The 17427-nt window shown below is 50.9% G+C and carries 21 protein-coding genes; 9 read left to right on the top strand and 12 right to left on the bottom strand.

What is annotated here, in order from left to right; genetic code table 11:
- Positions 1–303: 303 nt before the first annotated feature.
- From FEM44_RS07080 to mtgA, 4 genes are all read left to right on the top strand, one after another.
- Positions 304–1233 carry a TIGR01212 family radical SAM protein gene (locus FEM44_RS07080; protein WP_064529852.1) on the top strand — a complete coding sequence of 310 codons (930 nt, stop codon included), beginning with the start codon at positions 304–306 and terminating at the stop codon, positions 1231–1233.
- Between the two features lie 95 nt (positions 1234–1328).
- A complete protein-coding gene (gene arcB / locus FEM44_RS07075; protein WP_130219189.1) occupies positions 1329–3665 on the top strand; it encodes an aerobic respiration two-component sensor histidine kinase ArcB in 2337 nt (778 codons plus the stop codon).
- Between the two features lie 229 nt (positions 3666–3894).
- The gene (gene elbB / locus FEM44_RS07070; protein WP_130259108.1) at positions 3895–4548 is read left to right on the top strand and encodes an isoprenoid biosynthesis glyoxalase ElbB; all 654 of its coding nucleotides are present in this window, start codon (positions 3895–3897) and stop codon (positions 4546–4548) included.
- Positions 4545–5273, top strand: coding sequence for a monofunctional biosynthetic peptidoglycan transglycosylase (mtgA, locus tag FEM44_RS07065; protein ID WP_135523922.1), 729 nt, complete (start codon positions 4545–4547; stop codon positions 5271–5273). Before elbB ends, mtgA begins: the two co-directional genes overlap by 4 nt.
- Here the strand turns inward: mtgA and yrbL are convergent.
- The 12 genes from yrbL to FEM44_RS07005 form a co-directional block, all read right to left on the bottom strand.
- Positions 5270–5902: a PhoP regulatory network protein YrbL gene (gene yrbL, locus FEM44_RS07060; RefSeq protein ID WP_135523923.1), complete on the bottom strand. Its 633-nt coding sequence runs from the start codon at positions 5900–5902 to the stop codon at positions 5270–5272. The genes mtgA and yrbL overlap by 4 nt on opposite strands.
- 222 nt (positions 5903–6124) lie before the next feature.
- Positions 6125–6397, bottom strand: coding sequence for a PTS phosphocarrier protein NPr (npr, locus tag FEM44_RS07055; RefSeq protein WP_000216792.1), 273 nt, complete (start codon positions 6395–6397; stop codon positions 6125–6127).
- Positions 6394–7248: an RNase adapter RapZ gene (gene rapZ / locus FEM44_RS07050; RefSeq protein WP_000243741.1), complete on the bottom strand. Its 855-nt coding sequence runs from the start codon at positions 7246–7248 to the stop codon at positions 6394–6396. Before rapZ ends, npr begins: the two co-directional genes overlap by 4 nt.
- A 45-nt stretch (positions 7249–7293) precedes the next feature.
- Positions 7294–7785: a PTS IIA-like nitrogen regulatory protein PtsN gene (gene ptsN / locus FEM44_RS07045; protein WP_000183677.1), complete on the bottom strand. Its 492-nt coding sequence runs from the start codon at positions 7783–7785 to the stop codon at positions 7294–7296.
- Positions 7786–7902: 117 nt separating this feature from the next.
- The gene (hpf, locus tag FEM44_RS07040; protein ID WP_001176602.1) at positions 7903–8190 is read right to left on the bottom strand and encodes a ribosome hibernation promoting factor; all 288 of its coding nucleotides are present in this window, start codon (positions 8188–8190) and stop codon (positions 7903–7905) included.
- 22 nt (positions 8191–8212) lie between these two features.
- Positions 8213–9646 (bottom strand): RNA polymerase factor sigma-54, encoded by a 1434-nt coding sequence (gene rpoN, locus FEM44_RS07035; RefSeq protein ID WP_105281056.1) that lies wholly within the window; start codon positions 9644–9646, stop codon positions 8213–8215.
- Between the two features lie 47 nt (positions 9647–9693).
- Entirely contained in the window at positions 9694–10419 is a 726-nt protein-coding gene (gene lptB / locus FEM44_RS07030; protein ID WP_000224099.1) for an LPS export ABC transporter ATP-binding protein, read from the bottom strand.
- Positions 10420–10425: 6 nt separating this feature from the next.
- A complete protein-coding gene (lptA, locus tag FEM44_RS07025) occupies positions 10426–10983 on the bottom strand; it encodes a lipopolysaccharide ABC transporter substrate-binding protein LptA (RefSeq protein ID WP_105281057.1) in 558 nt (185 codons plus the stop codon).
- Complete coding sequence (gene lptC, locus FEM44_RS07020) at positions 10952–11527, bottom strand: LPS export ABC transporter periplasmic protein LptC (RefSeq protein ID WP_064529518.1); 576 nt, start codon at positions 11525–11527, stop codon at positions 10952–10954. Before lptC ends, lptA begins: the two co-directional genes overlap by 32 nt.
- The gene (kdsC, locus tag FEM44_RS07015) at positions 11524–12090 is read right to left on the bottom strand and encodes a 3-deoxy-manno-octulosonate-8-phosphatase KdsC (RefSeq protein ID WP_064529519.1); all 567 of its coding nucleotides are present in this window, start codon (positions 12088–12090) and stop codon (positions 11524–11526) included. Before kdsC ends, lptC begins: the two co-directional genes overlap by 4 nt.
- 20 nt (positions 12091–12110) lie before the next feature.
- On the bottom strand, positions 12111–13097 hold the full coding sequence (gene kdsD, locus FEM44_RS07010; protein ID WP_130204572.1) for an arabinose-5-phosphate isomerase KdsD: 987 nt from the start codon (positions 13095–13097) through the stop codon (positions 12111–12113).
- Between the two features lie 13 nt (positions 13098–13110).
- Positions 13111–14088, bottom strand: coding sequence for a calcium/sodium antiporter (locus FEM44_RS07005; RefSeq protein ID WP_130219199.1), 978 nt, complete (start codon positions 14086–14088; stop codon positions 13111–13113).
- A gap of 209 nt (positions 14089–14297) precedes the next feature.
- Between FEM44_RS07005 and mlaF the strand changes: the two genes are divergently transcribed.
- From mlaF to mlaB, 5 genes are read left to right on the top strand one after another with little or no spacing between them, the layout of a single operon-like run.
- Complete coding sequence (mlaF, locus tag FEM44_RS07000; RefSeq protein ID WP_135523924.1) at positions 14298–15107, top strand: phospholipid ABC transporter ATP-binding protein MlaF; 810 nt, start codon at positions 14298–14300, stop codon at positions 15105–15107.
- Between the two features lie 7 nt (positions 15108–15114).
- Positions 15115–15897 carry a lipid asymmetry maintenance ABC transporter permease subunit MlaE gene (gene mlaE / locus FEM44_RS06995; protein WP_000925792.1) on the top strand — a complete coding sequence of 261 codons (783 nt, stop codon included), beginning with the start codon at positions 15115–15117 and terminating at the stop codon, positions 15895–15897.
- A gap of 4 nt (positions 15898–15901) precedes the next feature.
- Positions 15902–16453, top strand: a complete 552-nt coding sequence (gene mlaD, locus FEM44_RS06990; RefSeq protein WP_032185236.1) for an outer membrane lipid asymmetry maintenance protein MlaD — start codon at positions 15902–15904, stop codon at positions 16451–16453.
- An 18-nt stretch (positions 16454–16471) separates the two neighbouring features.
- On the top strand, positions 16472–17107 hold the full coding sequence (mlaC, locus tag FEM44_RS06985; RefSeq protein WP_130204580.1) for a phospholipid-binding protein MlaC: 636 nt from the start codon (positions 16472–16474) through the stop codon (positions 17105–17107).
- Positions 17107–17400: a lipid asymmetry maintenance protein MlaB gene (mlaB, locus tag FEM44_RS06980; protein ID WP_135523926.1), complete on the top strand. Its 294-nt coding sequence runs from the start codon at positions 17107–17109 to the stop codon at positions 17398–17400. Before mlaC ends, mlaB begins: the two co-directional genes overlap by 1 nt.
- Positions 17401–17427: the final 27 nt, after the last annotated feature.

The following is a 17427-nucleotide window of genomic DNA, read 5'->3' as shown; positions in this document are numbered from 1 at the left end:
GACTGCCTTAGAGGCGTGATAGCCCTTATCCTGCCTTGAACAGGCAGAGAAACCAGTATTTTATACTGCTTTAATCGGCAATGGCGTTTCATGCTACTGTTTTTGCCTAAAATCTATAAGGAGATAAAAAAATCCGATGCCAGATAAGCAAAAGTAATTCATGTTGTTCTGCATGGAATTTCATAAATTATGATTGGTTATGCAGTTAATAAAAGCAGGGCAGGGCGATTGATCCAGGTCATCGCCGAATTGAGCTAAAAATGGCAGGCTTTGGCCTCTTTTCAAGGCGCGGTCTATCAGATTATGCAGTTACAGAAATTAGTCAATATGTTTGGTGGTGATCTTACCCGTCGTTACGGGCAAAAGGTGCATAAACTGACGCTGCACGGCGGTTTTAGCTGCCCTAACCGTGACGGTACCATCGGGCGCGGCGGCTGCACGTTCTGTAATGTTGCCTCGTTTGCCGACGAAGCGCAGCAGCATCGTTCCATTGCCGAACAACTGGCGCACCAGGCGAATTTAGTTAACCGCGCTAAACGCTATCTGGCCTACTTTCAGGCGTATACCAGCACCTTTGCGGAAGTTCAGGTGCTGCGTTCTATGTATCAGCAGGCGGTGAGCCAGGCTAATATCGTTGGTTTGTGTGTTGGTACGCGCCCGGACTGCGTGCCAGATGCGGTGCTGGATCTGCTTTGCGAATATAAAGACCAGGGCTATGAAGTGTGGCTGGAACTGGGGCTGCAAACCGCACACGACAAAACGCTGCATCGCATCAATCGCGGCCATGATTTTGCCTGTTATCAGCGTACAACCCAGCTGGCACGTCAGCGCGGTCTGAAGGTGTGTTCTCACTTAATTGTCGGGCTGCCTGGCGAAGGGCAGGCTGAATGTTTGCAAACGCTGGAGCGAGTGGTTGAAACCGGCGTGGACGGCATAAAACTGCATCCGCTGCATATTGTGAAAGGCAGCATTATGGCGAAAGCCTGGGAAGCGGGGCGTTTGAACGGTATTGAACTGGAAGATTACACGCTCACTGCCGGAGAAATGATTCGCCATACGCCGCCGGAAGTTATCTACCACCGCATTTCCGCCAGCGCCCGTCGCCCGACGCTACTTGCACCGCTATGGTGTGAAAATCGCTGGACGGGTATGGTTGAGTTGGATCGCTATCTTACTGAACATGGCGTACAGGGATCGGCGCTGGGACGTCCGTGGCTACCTCCAACGGCGTAGGCCATTGAGGGGAATTCCGCATTTCTCACACAATTTATAACGTAACTGTCAGAATTGGGTATTATTGGGGCAGGTTGTCGTGAAGGAATCCCCTAATGAAGCAAATTCGTCTGCTGGCGCAGTACTATGTTGACCTGATGATGAAGTTAGGTTTGGTGCGCTTCTCAATGTTGCTGGCGCTGGCCCTCGTCGTTCTTGCCATTGTGGTACAAATGGCGGTAACCATGGTGCTGCATGGTCAGGTCGAAAGCATTGATGTTATTCGCTCTATTTTCTTTGGTTTGTTGATTACGCCATGGGCGGTCTACTTTCTTTCGGTAGTCGTTGAGCAACTCGAGGAGTCACGGCAACGCCTGTCACGCCTGGTGCAAAAGCTGGAGGAGATGCGCGAGCGCGATCTAAGCCTCAACGTTCAGTTAAAAGATAATATTGCCCAGCTAAATCAGGAAATCGCCGTTCGTGAAAAAGCAGAAGCAGAACTGCAGGAAACCTTCGGTCAGCTGAAAATTGAAATCAAAGAGCGCGAAGAGACGCAAATTCAACTCGAACAACAATCTTCGTTCTTACGTTCCTTCCTTGATGCTTCACCCGATCTGGTTTTTTACCGTAACGAAGATAAAGAGTTTTCCGGCTGTAACCGTGCGATGGAACTGCTGACCGGGAAAAGCGAAAAACAGTTGGTGCATTTGAAACCTGCGGACGTTTACTCGCCGGAAGCCGCAGCGAAAGTCATTGAAACCGACGAGAAGGTGTTCCGTCATAATGTGTCACTGACCTATGAACAGTGGCTGGATTATCCGGATGGACGCAAAGCCTGCTTTGAAATCCGTAAAGTGCCGTACTACGACCGCGTGGGTAAACGCCACGGCTTGATGGGGTTCGGCCGCGACATTACCGAGCGTAAGCGTTATCAGGATGCGCTAGAACGCGCCAGCCGCGACAAAACAACCTTTATCTCCACCATCAGTCATGAGTTGCGTACGCCGCTGAACGGTATCGTCGGCTTAAGCCGAATTCTGCTGGATACAGAGCTCACCGCCGAGCAGGAAAAATATCTCAAAACTATCCATGTTTCCGCCATCACTCTGGGGAATATCTTCAACGATATTATTGATATGGATAAGATGGAGCGACGTAAAGTTCAGCTCGATAACCAGCCGGTTGATTTCACCAGCTTCCTGGCCGATCTGGAAAACCTCTCCGCGTTGCAGGCGCAACAAAAAGGCTTGCGCTTTGTTCTTGAACCAACACTGCCGTTGCCGCATCAGGTGATTACCGACGGGACTCGCTTACGCCAGATCCTGTGGAACTTAATCAGTAACGCTGTGAAATTTACCCAGAAGGGCCAGGTGACTGTTCGCGTACGTTATGACGAAGGCGACATGCTGCATTTTGAAGTGGAAGACTCCGGCATCGGTATTCCACAGAATGAACTGGATAAAATTTTCGCCATGTATTACCAGGTGAAAGACAGCCACGGTGGCAAACCTGCAACCGGTACGGGTATTGGTCTGGCGGTTTCTCGTCGGCTGGCGAAAAATATGGGCGGCGATATCACCGTTACCAGCGAACAAGGTAAAGGCTCGACCTTTACCCTGACGATCCACGCGCCGTCGGTGGCGGAAGAAGTGGATGACGCGTTTGACGAAGACGATATGCCTTTACCGGCGCTGAATGTGCTGTTGGTAGAAGACATTGAGCTGAACGTCATCGTTGCCCGTTCGGTGCTGGAAAAACTGGGCAACAGCGTTGATGTGGCGATGTCTGGTAAGGCAGCACTGGAGATGTTTAAGCCGGGCGAATACGACCTTGTATTGCTGGATATTCAGTTACCAGATATGACCGGGCTGGATATATCACGCGAACTGACGAAGCGTTATCCGCGTGAAGATTTACCACCGCTGGTGGCCTTAACCGCTAACGTGCTGAAAGACAAACAAGAGTACCTTAATGCCGGAATGGATGATGTGCTGAGTAAGCCGCTTTCTGTTCCGGCGCTAACCGCGATGATCAAGAAATTCTGGGATACCCAGGATGATGAGGAGAGCACGGTGACGACAGAAGAGAGTGGTAAATCAGAAGCATTGCTCGATATTCCCATGCTGGAACAGTATCTCGAACTTGTAGGACCGAAGCTGATTACTGACGGGTTGGCTGTGTTTGAGAAGATGATGCCGGGCTATGTCAGCGTACTGGAGTCGAACCTGACGGCACAGGACAAAAAAGGCATCGTTGAGGAAGGACATAAAATTAAAGGCGCAGCGGGTTCAGTGGGGTTACGCCATCTACAACAGCTGGGGCAGCAAATTCAGTCTCCCGATCTTCCTGCGTGGGAAGATAATGTTGGTGAATGGATTGAAGAGATGAAAGAAGAGTGGCGTCACGACGTAGAAGTGCTGAAAGCGTGGGTGGCAAAAGCCGCTAAAAAATGACCCCGGCTAAACCGGGGTGCGCGAATACTGCGCCAACACCAGGGAAATCTTGGCTGCGCCGCAATTTTTTATGATAAGTAACAAAGGCACAGCACTGTTTTTCAGGCCGCATGCAGTTAAGATAGCAAATCTTAAATGATTTGTTACATGAATCAGTTAAATGTGTGATGCGTAGCGTTTTTATTAAAAAAATTAATGTGTTTCAGTCAATTGCGAAAGGATGATCACAATGAAGAAAATTGGCGTAGTTCTGAGCGGATGCGGCGTCTATGACGGTTCTGAAATTCATGAAGCGGTATTGACGTTATTAGCGATATCTCGCAGCGGCGCGCAGGCAGTTTGTTTTGCTCCAGATAAGCAGCAGGTTGATGTCATCAACCATTTAACCGGTGAAGCAATGGCGGAAACGCGCAATGTGTTGATTGAAGCGGCGCGTATTACGCGTGGTGAGATCCGTCCTCTGGCACAGGCTGATGCCGCCGAACTTGATGCGTTAATTGTGCCGGGTGGATTTGGCGCGGCAAAGAATTTAAGCAATTTTGCTAGTCTTGGCAGTGAATGCAGCGTAGACCGTGAGTTAAAGGCGCTGGCGCTGGCAATGCATCAGGCCGGAAAACCGCTTGGCTTTATGTGCATTGCCCCGGCAATGTTGCCGAAAATCTTCAATTTCCCGCTACGTTTGACTATCGGTACTGATATCGATACCGCAGAAGTGCTGGAAGAGATGGGCGCGGAGCATGTGCCATGTCCGGTTGATGATATCGTGGTTGATGAAGACAATAAGATTGTTACCACGCCTGCGTATATGTTGGCACAGAACATTGCGGAAGCAGCAAGTGGCATTGATAAGCTGGTTTCCCGCGTACTGGTTCTGGCGGAATGAGCAAACGCCGCATAACGGCGTTCGGTTTCGTTCGCCGTTTCATTCTGCGGTTATTGATTGTCCTCGTTGTGCTCTGGGGCGGGGGTATAGCGCTGTTTAGTCTAGCGCCAGTCCCGTTCTCTGCGGTGATGGCCGAGCGTCAGCTAAGTGCCTGGCTGCATGGCAACTTTCGTTACGTGGCACATTCTGACTGGGTCAGTATGGATCAAATCTCGCCGTGGATGGGACTGGCGGTGATTGCCGCAGAAGATCAGAAATTTCCCGAGCACTGGGGTTTTGATGTCGCTTCCATTGAGAAAGCCCTGGCGCACAACGAGAGCAATGAAAACCGCATTCGCGGCGCATCAACAATTTCGCAGCAGACAGCCAAAAATCTCTTTTTGTGGGATGGGCGTAGCTGGGTACGAAAAGGGCTGGAAGCCGGATTAACCTTGGGGATTGAAACGGTCTGGAGCAAAAAGCGCATCCTGACGGTTTACCTGAATGTCGCCGAATTTGGCGACGGTGTGTTTGGCGTCGAGGCTGCGGCACAGCGTTATTTCCATAAATCCGCCAGCAAACTTACCCGTTCGGAAGCAGCGTTACTGGCGGCTGTATTACCCAATCCACTTCGTTTCAAAGTTACTGCACCTTCGGGCTACGTGCGTAGCCGTCAGGCGTGGATTTTGCAGCAAATGCATCAGTTAGGCGGTGAGTCGTTTATGCAACAACACCAGCTGTATTAGGCTTCGCGCGAGGAGAGGGCGAGCTTTTTGCTTTCTCGAGGTTGCGCCTCTTTTTGCAGAGCAACAGCTAACGCTGGTTGAGCGATAAAACGTCGCCACAGCCGCTGTTGTTTACGCAAACAACACCACTTCGACCAGGTCGCCAGTGGAATCCACGTGCTTTCGCCAATGTTGTCACAGACGACAGGGATAATTTCTGACTCACTGATGCGGTGGCAGAGGATATTCTGCGGCTTCAGCGACATCGTCACGATGTGATTATTCTGCAAATAACGCTTTAACTGTTTCAACAACTGACGCAGTTGCGCGATATCTTCTTCGTAATGGCATTGTTTAGCAAATTCGCTCAGTGTAATAGACGGTTTGCCATCAAAATCGGCAATGACATCGTAGACATAACCGGTTCCGCAATCTGTTTCAACCGTACCGTGATAGCGCGGAATACCGCTCCAGTCTTTCAAACGACGACCAAGATGCGCATAGTACTTTAACTCACGGCGGATCTCTTTATCACCACCGTCGCCACGGTGGTAAACAATTTTAATACAGCGTTGGGCATCTTCCGGATGCGCATAACATTTTCGATGTCTTCCGGTGCCCAGGGGACTTTGTTCAGATAAGCGAATCATGCCATCTCCTGGAGGTATTTTCTGACTGTCTCCAGTATGAAGGCTTAACTTAAACAAAACCTAAACAAGCTTTTTTAAGGTTTTCTTAAGGTTTTATACTTACAGAAAAGCGCACGAAATGTACAATTTGCGAGAAATGGGGATATTTGGGGTTTGTGCTTTTTTCGTACGTTAGGACGGAAGGGGCGTGTCTGGGGGAATTAAGTGTCGGAATGACGAAGATTAATCTTCGTCAAAACCTGAGTTAAAGAGGGCGATGACGGCGGCCAGCGCCTCAACTTCCTGCGGACCGGTCGCTTCGACTTCAATCTGTCGTCCTTTGGCAGAATCCAGCATCAACAGCGCAATAACACTGTTGGCTTCAGCCTCGGTGCCTTCATCATTACGTAAAAGCACTTCGGCGTCAAAACCCTGCATTAATTCAAACAGTTTCATAGCAGGCCGGGCATGCATGCCCAGCTTGTTAGTGATTTCGACAGTTTGTTTGACGGTCATGGTTTACGTTTTTCCAGCGTGCGATGGCGTGACTGGACGTTTTTACCGCGTGAGCGGAAGTAGTCAGCCAACTGTTCTGCAATATACACCGAACGGTGTTTCCCGCCAGTACAACCAATGGCGACCGTCAGGTAGCTACGGTTGTTGGTTTCCAGCATAGGTAACCATAGCTCAAGATAGCTACGCGTCTGGTAGATAAAATTGTGTACTTCTGTGTGTCTGTCGAGGAATGCGGCGACAGGTTTATCAAGGCCCGTCATCGGACGCAGTTTCGGATCCCAGTGCGGGTTCGGCAGGAAACGTACGTCAAAGACGTAATCCGCGTCGATAGGAATACCGTGCTTGAAGCCGAAGGATTCAAAGACCATTGTCAGTTCACGCTCGCGTTTACCCAGCAGGCGGGTACGCAGCATTTCTGCCAGCTCATGAACGGACATTTCAGACGTATCGACAATCAGATCAGCGCGCGAACGTAGCGGTTCCAGCAGATCGCTTTCTTTGTCGATAGCACTTTCCAGCGACAGGTTTTTGCTGGAAAGCGGATGCAGGCGGCGCGTATCGCTGTAACGACGAATCAGCGTGTTACGATCGGCATCGAGAAACAGGAGTTGCGGTGAGAAAGCATCAGGCAGATTGCTCATCGCCTGTTCGAATATTTCTGGCGACTCTGGCATATTGCGGACATCAATGCTGACGGCGGCAGAAATCTCGCGATCGGCCAGAGTCCGAGCCAGATCGGGTAACAGCACTACGGGAAGGTTATCCACGCAGTAAAAACCCATATCTTCCAGCGCCCGCAGGGCGACAGATTTGCCTGACCCTGAACGTCCGCTGACGATCATCAGTACCATGTACTGTTTCTCCTCACAACGTCTAAAAGAGACATTACAGAATAACTACGTTTCATCCGGAGTACCTTCGGTATCCGTAATGATTTGATACAGCTCTTCATCGCTCTGGGCTGCACGTAAACGGCGGCAGATAGTTTTGTCCGCCAGACGTTTCGCGACCAGCGAAAGAGTGTGCAGGTGCGTTTTGGTTTGGTCTGCGGGTACCAACAGGGCAAAAAGTAAGTCTACCGGCTGGTTATCGATGGCATCAAAAGCAATTGGTGTTTCTAGTTGAACGAAAACGCCAACCGCGCGTAGGGTATCTTCTTCCAGTTTGCCGTGCGGAATGGCAATGCCATTACCAATACCGGTACTGCCCATTTTTTCCCGCGTCAGAATAGCTTCAAAAACCACCTGCGGCGGCAGGCTAAGTTGTTTTGCCGCCAGTTCGCTGATGATTTCCAGGGCGCGTTTTTTGCTCTGACAGTGGACGCGGCTTCGCGTACATTCCCTGTTAAGAACACTGCTAAGCTGTAGAGTTGTATCATTATTTGTCATAATTTCACCTAAGAATCTGCCCACTCAAACAGTGGGGCAGATTCGGAGCATTAACCGTACAAATGGCCTGTTGTGCCATACAACAGGCCGCCATGCACTTGCTAATTGCCCGGACAATTAGTGTTGTTTCAATTTATCTTTATGCTTGGTTAGCTGACGTGCCAACTTATCAATTAAGCCATCAATGGCGGCGTACATGTCCTGACCTTCCGCGCTGGCATGAATTTCGCCACCGTTAACATGCAGTGTTGCATCTGAGGTGTGGGTGACTTTCTCCACTTTCAGAACAACATAAACCTGGTTGATTCGGTCAAAATATTGCTCAAGTTTGGCAAACTTTGAGGTGACAAATTCGCGCAGGGCCTCGGTGATCTCGACGTTATTTCCGGTAATGTTGAGCTGCATAGTGTCTTCCTTATCGGTTGGGTCAAACGAGCTGTTTACGCTGGTTTGACGGCGGAATGGATAAAGACTCTCGGTACTTCGCAACAGTGCGGCGTGCCACCATGATACCTTGTTCTGACAACAAAGAGGTTAACTTGCTGTCGCTCAACGGTTTCGCTGGGTTTTCCGCCGCGATTAATTTCTTCACCAGTGCACGAATCGCCGTGGAAGAGGCTTCGCCACCCCCTTCGGTATTGACGTGACTGGAAAAGAAATACTTCAGTTCAAAAATGCCTCGTGGACTATGCAGGTACTTTTGCGTGGTCACGCGAGATATCGTCGATTCATGCATCTCGACGGCCTGGGCGATATCAGCCAGCACCATCGGTTTCATATATTCTTCGCCTTGCTCAAAGAAGGCTTGCTGCTGTTCAACAATACAGCGACTGACGCGCAGCAGCGTATCGTTACGGCTTTCCAGGCTCTTAATCAACCATTTAGCATCCTGCAGATTGCTGCGGATAAACTGACTGTCGCCATCGTTACGTGCGTTATTGCACATTGAGGCGTAATGCTGGTTGATTTGCAGACGTGGAATACTGTCGCTGTTCAGTTCAACCGTCCACTGGCCGTTATGCTTACGCACCAGCACATCAGGGATGACATATTCCGGTTCACCGGTCTGGATCGACTGGCCAGGACGTGGATCGAGTGACTGGATCAGATTGACGGCTTCTTTCAGCACATCTTCTTTCAGACGCGTGACGCGCATTAATGAGCGAAAGTCGTGATTGGCCAGCAGATCGAGATGATCGCTAATGATCAGTCGGGCTTCTTCCAGCCACGGCGTGGTTTTATCGAATTGGGAAAGTTGGATCAGCAGACAGTCACGCAGATCTTTCGCCGCCACACCGACCGGATCAAAACGCTGGATGCGTTTCAGGACTGCTTCAACTTCATCGATGTCGATCTCTTCATCGCCCATACTTTCGAGAATATCTTCCAGCGGGACGGTCAGATAACCGGTGTCATCAACGGCATCGACGATGGAGGTGGCGATAGCGCGGTCAGTGTCGGAAAACGGTGTCAGCTCGACCTGCCACATCAGATAATCCTGCAAGGTCTGCGTCGTTTCGCCCTGATAGACCGGCAGCTCGTCGTCGATGTAGTCACCGCTGGTGCCTGATGGCGTACCGGCGGTGTAGATGGTATCCCAACTGGCATCGAGCGGCAGCTCTTCCGGCATCTCTTTTTGTTCGAGCGCGTCAGCGGTATCCAGCGTTTCGCTGTCTGGCGTTTCGTGAGTGTCGATTTCATCATGAGTGTCGATTTGCTCAAGCAATGGATTACTTTCCAGCGCCTGCTGTAGCTCCTGCTGAAGTTCCAGCGTGGACAACTGCAACAGACGAATCGCCTGTTGTAGCTGAGGCGTCATTGCCAGTTGTTGGCTAAGCCTGAGTTGCAAACCTTGCTTCATGTTCAGAATCGTACTCTCCTGCTAAAACGTCGCAAACTTCTACCCTATCAGAGTCTGAAGTCTTCCCCAAGGTATACACGCTTAACATGTTCATCTTGTAAGATTTCTGTCGGCGTGCCATGAGCGATTAAATGCCCCTGACTGACGATATAAGCGCGTTCACAAACAGCCAGCGTTTCACGCACGTTATGGTCTGTGATAAGCACGCCCAGGCCGCTGTCGCGCAGGTGTTCAATGATACGTTTGATGTCGATAACCGAGATCGGGTCAACCCCGGCAAATGGTTCATCGAGGAGGATAAATTTCGGATTCGCAGCCAGTGCGCGCGCAATTTCTACACGACGGCGTTCACCACCGGAGAGCGATTGCCCCATGCTGTCGCGTAAATGCTCAATGTGGAACTCTTCCATCAGCTCGTTCGCGCGATCTTCACGCTGTTCAGCGGATAAGTCGTCACGAATTTGCAGTACCGCCATCAGGTTATCGTAAACGCTGAGGCGACGGAAAATAGAGGCTTCCTGCGGCAAATAGCCGATACCGCGACGCGCACGCGCATGCAACGGCAGAAGGCTGATATCGTCGTCATCAATAATAATGTTGCCCGCATCGCGCGGCACAATGCCAACGACCATGTAGAAAGTGGTCGTCTTACCGGCACCGTTTGGCCCCAGCAGACCGACAATCTCCCCGGAGTTGACGGTCAGGCTGACGTCTTCCACCACGCGGCGGCCTTTATAGGCTTTTGCAAGGTTCTTTGCAGTTAAAGTTGCCATAACGAATTAATTACCCTTCTTCTGCGCCGGGGTCTGGCCTTTGTTGTTTTTGTCCTGCAACTGTGACGGCACCAGAACGGTGGTCACACGCTTACCTTTGTCACTGAAAGCCTGCATTTTCTGCTCTTTCACCAGGTAAGTGATCTTATCGCCCTTAATGTTGCTATCGACCTGCTGCAGATAAGCATTACCGGTCAGGATGACAAAATCTTTCGCCAGTTCGTAATGCATCTGGGAAGCGTGACCTTCGACAGGTTTACCGTTGTCCTGCATCTGATAGAACGTCGCTGGCTTACCGTAGCCATCGATCACTTCTTTGCCCTGCTCGCCACCCGGACGGGTGACGACCACTTTATCTGCATTAATTTTAATGGTGCCTTGAGTCACGACGACATTACCGGTAAAGGTAACCACGTTGCCTTGCATATCAAGAGATTGCTGGTCCGACTCAATGTGGATCGGTTGGTCAGTATCTCCGGTAACGGCAAATGCCGGAATGCTGGCGGCCAGAAGTGAGCTGGCAAGCACAAGATTAAGGCTGAGTTTGTTTGTTTTGAATTTCATAGGATGTTCTAACCTTTTCAATCAGCTCGGCATTCTTGCTGCGTAAGTTGCCGCGCATTTTCAGACCGCTGGAGTTAAATGTTGTTCCGTATAACGTGACGAGGTCTTCAGAGGTAACATCCTGCGTCACCAGATTGATCTGCGCGTTATCCGTCGTGATTCTGCGAAGTTGAGAGTCTGGCACGAGTGCGTTGACTTCAACGTGTCCATATAAATAGAGCATCCGGTCATTGGTTAGCTTGGCTTTATCTGCTTTAACCGACCATGTCGGGATTTTATCCTTATCAAACGTGGTAAGTACGGGTTGCGTAAACCACGAAACGGCCTGATCGGAATAATATTCAACGTGTTGAGCAATCAATCGATAGCTTAGGGCTCCTTCTGGGTTATAGACGAGCGTGTCCGTATGCTCGCTTTTATAGGTGGGATCATTGTTGTTGACGACCACCTGGGCGGTATCGTCTTTCTCGGTCATGTTAACGCCGATCATCACCAGAACCGCCAGTGATAGCACAATGATAACCCAACGTCTGGCTTTACTCATATCGATTGCCCTTTGGCTTCATCCAGTTTGCCCTGCGCCAGAAGTAATAAGTCGCAAACTTCACGAACCGCGCCACGACCGCCAGCAATGCGCGTCACGTAATCAGCGCGCGGAATCAATAGCGGATGCGCATCGGCTACGGCCACGCTTAAGCCCACTTTTTCCATCACTGGCCAGTCGATAAGATCATCACCAACGTAAGCCACGTTTTCTGGCGCAATCGCCAGTTTTTCCAGCAGATCGCCAAAGGCGATAAGCTTGTTTGATTGCCCCTGATACAGATGGGTGATCCCTAACGTTGCACACCGATCTTCTACCAGTTTAGCCTTTCGTCCAGTAATGATGGCGACTTCAATATCAGAGGTGAGCGCACAGCGGATACCGTAACCGTCACGAACATTGAACGCTTTCAGCTCTTCGCCATTGTTACCCATATAAATCAGACCATCTGACAATACGCCATCAACGTCGAGGATCAGCAGACGAATGTTCTCTGCTTTTGCCATCACATCGGCGCTAACAGGGCCGTAACAGGTCGCAAGCGACGCACCTGCTTTACTCATTGTTGTTTATCCTTGAATCTTTACACTACGCCAGCACGCAATAAATCGTGCATATGTAACACACCGAGTAAATGGTCGCCATCGGCAACCATTACGGAAGTGATATGGCGGGACTGCATTAAGTTCAGCGCCTCAACGGCCAGAATGCCAGGACGTACACGAATTCCCCCCGGCGTCATCACATCGGCAATACCTAACTGACGGACATCCACGCCCATATCGAAGACACGGCGTAAATCACCGTCGGTAAAGATGCCTTCAATCATCATATTGTCATCGCAAATGACGGTCATACCAAGATTTTTGCGGGTGACTTCCAGCAGTGCATCGCGCAGGCTGGCCGTTTTCTTGACATGCGGGATCTCGTCGCCCGTATGCATAATATCGCTGACGCGAAGCAGAAGTTTACGACCAAGTGCGCCGCCTGGATGCGAAAGTGCAAAATCTTCGGCGGTAAAGCCGCGCGCTTTCAACAAGGCGACGGCGAGCGCATCTCCCATGACCAGCGTCGCGGTAGTACTGCTGGTTGGCGCCAGCCCTAACGGACAAGCTTCTTTTGCTACTTTAACACACAGATGCACGTCTGCTGCGCGTGCCATGCTGCTCTCCGGACGACCGGTGATGCAAATTAACGGTACATGCAGGCGTTTGAGTACCGGGATTAAGGCCGTGATTTCGCTGGATTCACCTGAGTTAGAAATCGCGATGACCACGTCCTGCGGGGTGACCATGCCTAAATCGCCATGTGCGGCCTCACCGGGATGGACGAAAAATGACGGAGTACCGGTGCTGGCAAAGGTTGCTGCCATTTTGCGCCCAATGTGTCCCGATTTACCCATTCCCATGACCACGACTTTACCTTTACACCAGAACATCTTTTCACAGGCGAGCGTGAAATTCTGATTGATGTATTGATCAAGCTCTGCCAGGCATTCACGTTCAATCGCCAGGACTTCTTTACCTGCTTGCTGAAAGTCAAAACCCGGTTGCAACTCTACGTGCGACATAATGCGTTTCCAGTTATTCAACGAGTATTGGCGATAACCAGTACAACATCGCCAGCCATACGACAAATCCGCCTGTTAATAATACCCCAATGCCACGGCCAGATTGCCGGGAGCGTCGCCAGCATAGCAACGCAAAAATAATACTGACCAACAGCATCACGCTGCAGTCACGGCTGTACGCCAGTGGGTTAACCTCCCCGGGCGTTATCAGCGCGGGTAAACCCAGCACGATGACAATATTAAAAATGTTTGCGCCAATGATATTACCGACAGCAATGTCGTTTTCACCTTTGCGAAAACCTGCTATCGCGGTTGCCAGTTCCGGCAGACTAGTGCCGATAGCGATTGCCGTCAGACCAATAGTCAACTCGCTGATGGCAAAGTAATTCGCCAGTACGGTGGCGTTATCAATCACCATCCGCGTTGCTACCGGCATGATAATCAATGCAATGCCGAGCCATAAAAACGCGACAGGTAAACCGCCTTCGCGCGGTAGCTCTGCAAGCTGTTCTCTGGTCAGGCTGTCAGTCCCCTGACGTTCGGCCTGACGTGCAAGTTTAACAATGAACAGCAGCCATAGCACAGCCAGAAAGAGGAGAAAGATACCATCGCTGCGACCAAGTTGTCCGTCATAGAGTACGGAACCGGCCACCACACTGACTAATAACATTAATGGTAATTCACGGCGCAGAACATCGGAATGGACGGTAAAAGGGCGCACCAGCGCAGCCAGACCGAGGATCAGCAAGATATTGATAATGTTTGAGCCGAGTGCTGTGCCGACGGCTAAATCTCGTTGTTCATGCAGCGACGCGGCAAGCGAAACGATTATTTCTGGAAGTGACGTACCAATACTGACCACCGTCATGCCGATGATCAGCGGTGGGATGCCAAAAGTGCGGCAAAGAATAGAGGCGGCAAATACCAGACGGTCGGCACTGTAAACGACCAAAAGTAAACCAACAATTAACAGTGCCGTAGCTAAAAGCATCTAACGTCCTTTCTTCAGGTATACTCGCCGGTCCGCTGAAGATTTTCAGAAAGCCGTAATGAATTCTTAATTTTGACTTTATGCGGCTAAAAAGTAAAACAAATGCCAGCTTTCGCTAACCGCGGCGGGTAATATTCTGTAAATATGTTGGGTTCAAGGTTAAATTGAGCGTCATGCTTAGAAAATCAACGCAAGACAAAGGGTGAATTATGGAGCAGTCTGTGGCGAATTTAGTCGATATGCGCGATGTCAGTTTTACGCGTGGCAATCGCTGCATCTTCGATAATATTTCCCTGACCGTGCCGCGAGGGAAGATCACGGCGATTATGGGGCCATCAGGCATCGGTAAAACGACGCTACTCCGTCTGATTGGTGGGCAAATCGCGCCAGATCACGGCGAGATCCTTTTTGATGGTGAGAATATTCCGGCGATGTCTCGTTCGCGCCTGTATACCGTGCGTAAACGGATGAGCATGTTGTTTCAGTCCGGAGCGCTGTTCACCGATATGAACGTTTTTGACAATGTCGCCTATCCACTGCGCGAGCATACCCACCTTCCCGCGGCGTTGCTGCATAGCACGGTGATGATGAAGCTGGAAGCCGTGGGGCTGCGCGGAGCGGCTAAACTTATGCCCTCGGAGCTTTCAGGCGGGATGGCGCGTCGTGCGGCGCTGGCGCGTGCAATTGCGCTGGAGCCGGATCTCATCATGTTTGATGAGCCGTTTGTTGGGCAAGATCCCATCACTATGGGCGTCCTGGTGAAGCTGATTTCCGAGCTGAACAGCGCGCTGGGCGTAACCTGTGTGGTGGTTTCTCACGATGTGCCGGAAGTCTTAAGTATTGCGGATCACGCCTGGATCCTGGCAGACAAAAAGATTGTCGCTCACGGTAGCGCCCAGGCGTTGCAGGCGAATCCTGATCCTCGCGTACGTCAGTTTCTGGACGGGATTGCTGACGGACCAGTTCCGTTCCGCTATCCTGCCGGCGATTATCACGCTGATCTTTTACCAGGGAGTTAAGCCACTCATGCTGTTAAATGCGCTGGCGTCGCTCGGACATAAAGGGATTAAAACCCTGAGAACGTTCGGGCGGGCCGGGTTAATGTTATTCAATGCGCTGGTCGGCAAACCGGAATTTCGCAAACATGCGCCGCTGTTGGTGCGTCAGCTCTATAATGTCGGCGTCCTGTCGATGCTGATTATTGTGGTTTCTGGCGTGTTCATCGGAATGGTGCTGGGTCTGCAAGGTTATCTGGTGCTGACCACTTATAGTGCGGAAACCAGTCTGGGGATGCTGGTGGCCTTGTCGCTGCTGCGCGAACTGGGGCCGGTGGTCGCAGCACTGCTGTTTGCCGGACGTGCCGGTTCGGCGTTAACTGCGGAAATCGGTTTGATGCGTGCCACAGAGCAGCTCTCCAGCATGGAGATGATGGCTGTGGATCCACTGCGCCGCGTCATTTCCCCACGTTTCTGGGCTGGGGTGATTTCACTACCGCTGCTGACGATAATTTTCGTCGCCGTGGGGATCTGGGGCGGATCGCTGGTTGGCGTCAGTTGGAAAGGCATTGATAGTGGGTTCTTCTGGTCGGCAATGCAAAACGCCGTCGACTGGCGTATGGATCTGGTCAACTGTCTGATTAAGAGCGTGGTGTTCGCTATTACGGTGACGTGGATTTCGCTGTTTAACGGTTATGACGCCATCCCGACCTCTGCCGGGATTAGCCGGGCAACCACTCGTACCGTTGTCCACTCGTCTCTGGCCGTTCTGGGGCTGGATTTTGTGCTGACCGCATTGATGTTTGGGAATTGAGTTCATGCAAACGAAAAAAAATGAAATTTGGGTGGGTATCTTTTTATTAGCAGCACTGCTGGCGGCGCTGTTTGTTTGCCTGAAGGCGGCAAACGTGACGTCAATGCGAACTGAACCGACCTACACGCTTTATGCGACGTTCGATAATATCGGCGGCCTGAAAGCGCGCTCTCCGGTCAGTATTGGTGGTGTTGTCGTAGGCCGGGTTGCAGATATTACGCTGGACCCAAAAACCTATCTACCGCGCGTGACGCTGGAAATTGAACAACGTTATAACCACATTCCTGATACCAGTTCGTTGAGCATTCGTACTTCCGGTTTGCTTGGGGAACAATATCTGGCATTAAACGTCGGTTTTGAAGACCCGGAACTGGGGACTGCTATCCTGAAGGATGGCGATACAATTCAGGACACCAAGTCTGCGATGGTGCTGGAAGATCTCATTGGTCAGTTCCTTTACGGTAGTAAAGGCGATGACAATAAGAATAGTGGCGATGCGCCAGCTGCTGCGCCAGGTAATAATGAAACCACTGAACCTGTGGGTACAACGAAATAATTTCAGGAGAACCGACGCATGTTTAAACGTTTAATGATGGTCGCTTTGCTAATGATTGCACCGCTGAGTGCGGCAACCGCGGCAGATCAGACCAATCCGTATAAGCTGATGGACGAGGCGGCACAGAAAACGTTCGATCGCCTGAAGAATGAACAATCGCAAATTCGGGCTAATCCGGATTACCTGCGTACCATCGTCGATCAGGAACTGCTTCCGTACGTACAGATAAAATACGCCGGTGCGCTGGTACTGGGTCAGTACTACAAAAGCGCGACCCCAGCCCAGCGTGAAGCCTACTTTGCCGCTTTCCATGAGTATCTGAAGCAGGCTTACGGTCAGGCGCTGGCGATGTATCACGGTCAGACCTATCAGATTGCGCCAGAACAGCCGTTGGGTGATAAAACCATTGTGCCTATCCGCGTCACCATTATTGACCCGAATGGCCGTCCGCCGGTACGTCTCGATTTCCAGTGGCGTAAAAACTCTCAGACTGGCAAGTGGCAGGCTTATGACATGATTGCCGAAGGCGTCAGCATGATCACCACGAAACAAAATGAGTGGGGGACTTTACTGCGCACGAAAGGCATCGATGGTCTGACCGCACAACTGAAGTCTATTTCTCAACAGAAAATCACCCTGGAAGAGAAAAAATAATGAGCGAGTCACTGAGCTGGATGCAGACGGGTGACACCCTGGTATTAACCGGAGAGCTGGATCAGGACGTTCTGCTGCCGCTGTGGGAAATGCGTGACGAAGCGGTGAGGGGGATTACCTGCATCGATCTTAGTCGCGTGTCCCGCGTTGATACGGGGGGACTGGCGTTGCTGCTCCATCTGATCGATCTGGCGAAAAAGCAAGGCAACAGCGTGACGCTTCAGGGGGTAAACGACAAGGTGTATACCCTGGCAAAATTGTATAATTTGCCGTCTGATGTCCTGCCTCGTTAATTTTTTTCAGGCTGGATAAGGCGTTAC

This window comes from Escherichia sp. E4742 (genome assembly GCF_005843885.1).
Lineage (GTDB): Bacteria > Pseudomonadota > Gammaproteobacteria > Enterobacterales > Enterobacteriaceae > Escherichia.
The sequence above is the reverse complement of the archived record's forward strand: the minus strand, read 5'-3'. Positions and strand labels throughout refer to the sequence as shown.

What these genes read in the sequence shown, in the direction of transcription:
- kdsD (WP_130204572.1), bottom strand. Translation starts at nt 13,097, where the DNA reads ATGTCGCACGTAGAGTTGCAACCGGGTTTTGACTTTCAGCAAGCAGGT.
- lptA (WP_105281057.1), bottom strand. Translation starts at nt 10,983, where the DNA reads ATGAAATTCAAAACAAACAAACTCAGCCTTAATCTTGTGCTTGCCAGC.
- ptsN (WP_000183677.1), bottom strand. Translation starts at nt 7,785, where the DNA reads ATGACAAATAATGATACAACTCTACAGCTTAGCAGTGTTCTTAACAGG.
- arcB (WP_130219189.1), top strand. Translation starts at nt 1,329, where the DNA reads ATGAAGCAAATTCGTCTGCTGGCGCAGTACTATGTTGACCTGATGATG.
- mlaD (WP_032185236.1), top strand. Translation starts at nt 15,902, where the DNA reads ATGCAAACGAAAAAAAATGAAATTTGGGTGGGTATCTTTTTATTAGCA.
- lptC (WP_064529518.1), bottom strand. Translation starts at nt 11,527, where the DNA reads ATGAGTAAAGCCAGACGTTGGGTTATCATTGTGCTATCACTGGCGGTT.
- yrbL (WP_135523923.1), bottom strand. Translation starts at nt 5,902, where the DNA reads ATGATTCGCTTATCTGAACAAAGTCCCCTGGGCACCGGAAGACATCGA.
- kdsC (WP_064529519.1), bottom strand. Translation starts at nt 12,090, where the DNA reads ATGAGTAAAGCAGGTGCGTCGCTTGCGACCTGTTACGGCCCTGTTAGC.
- FEM44_RS07080 (WP_064529852.1), top strand. Translation starts at nt 304, where the DNA reads ATGCAGTTACAGAAATTAGTCAATATGTTTGGTGGTGATCTTACCCGT.
- hpf (WP_001176602.1), bottom strand. Translation starts at nt 8,190, where the DNA reads ATGCAGCTCAACATTACCGGAAATAACGTCGAGATCACCGAGGCCCTG.
- mlaF (WP_135523924.1), top strand. Translation starts at nt 14,298, where the DNA reads ATGGAGCAGTCTGTGGCGAATTTAGTCGATATGCGCGATGTCAGTTTT.
- rpoN (WP_105281056.1), bottom strand. Translation starts at nt 9,646, where the DNA reads ATGAAGCAAGGTTTGCAACTCAGGCTTAGCCAACAACTGGCAATGACG.
- mlaB (WP_135523926.1), top strand. Translation starts at nt 17,107, where the DNA reads ATGAGCGAGTCACTGAGCTGGATGCAGACGGGTGACACCCTGGTATTA.
- elbB (WP_130259108.1), top strand. Translation starts at nt 3,895, where the DNA reads ATGAAGAAAATTGGCGTAGTTCTGAGCGGATGCGGCGTCTATGACGGT.
- npr (WP_000216792.1), bottom strand. Translation starts at nt 6,397, where the DNA reads ATGACCGTCAAACAAACTGTCGAAATCACTAACAAGCTGGGCATGCAT.
- mlaC (WP_130204580.1), top strand. Translation starts at nt 16,472, where the DNA reads ATGTTTAAACGTTTAATGATGGTCGCTTTGCTAATGATTGCACCGCTG.
- rapZ (WP_000243741.1), bottom strand. Translation starts at nt 7,248, where the DNA reads ATGGTACTGATGATCGTCAGCGGACGTTCAGGGTCAGGCAAATCTGTC.
- mtgA (WP_135523922.1), top strand. Translation starts at nt 4,545, where the DNA reads ATGAGCAAACGCCGCATAACGGCGTTCGGTTTCGTTCGCCGTTTCATT.
- FEM44_RS07005 (WP_130219199.1), bottom strand. Translation starts at nt 14,088, where the DNA reads ATGCTTTTAGCTACGGCACTGTTAATTGTTGGTTTACTTTTGGTCGTT.
- lptB (WP_000224099.1), bottom strand. Translation starts at nt 10,419, where the DNA reads ATGGCAACTTTAACTGCAAAGAACCTTGCAAAAGCCTATAAAGGCCGC.
- mlaE (WP_000925792.1), top strand. Translation starts at nt 15,115, where the DNA reads ATGCTGTTAAATGCGCTGGCGTCGCTCGGACATAAAGGGATTAAAACC.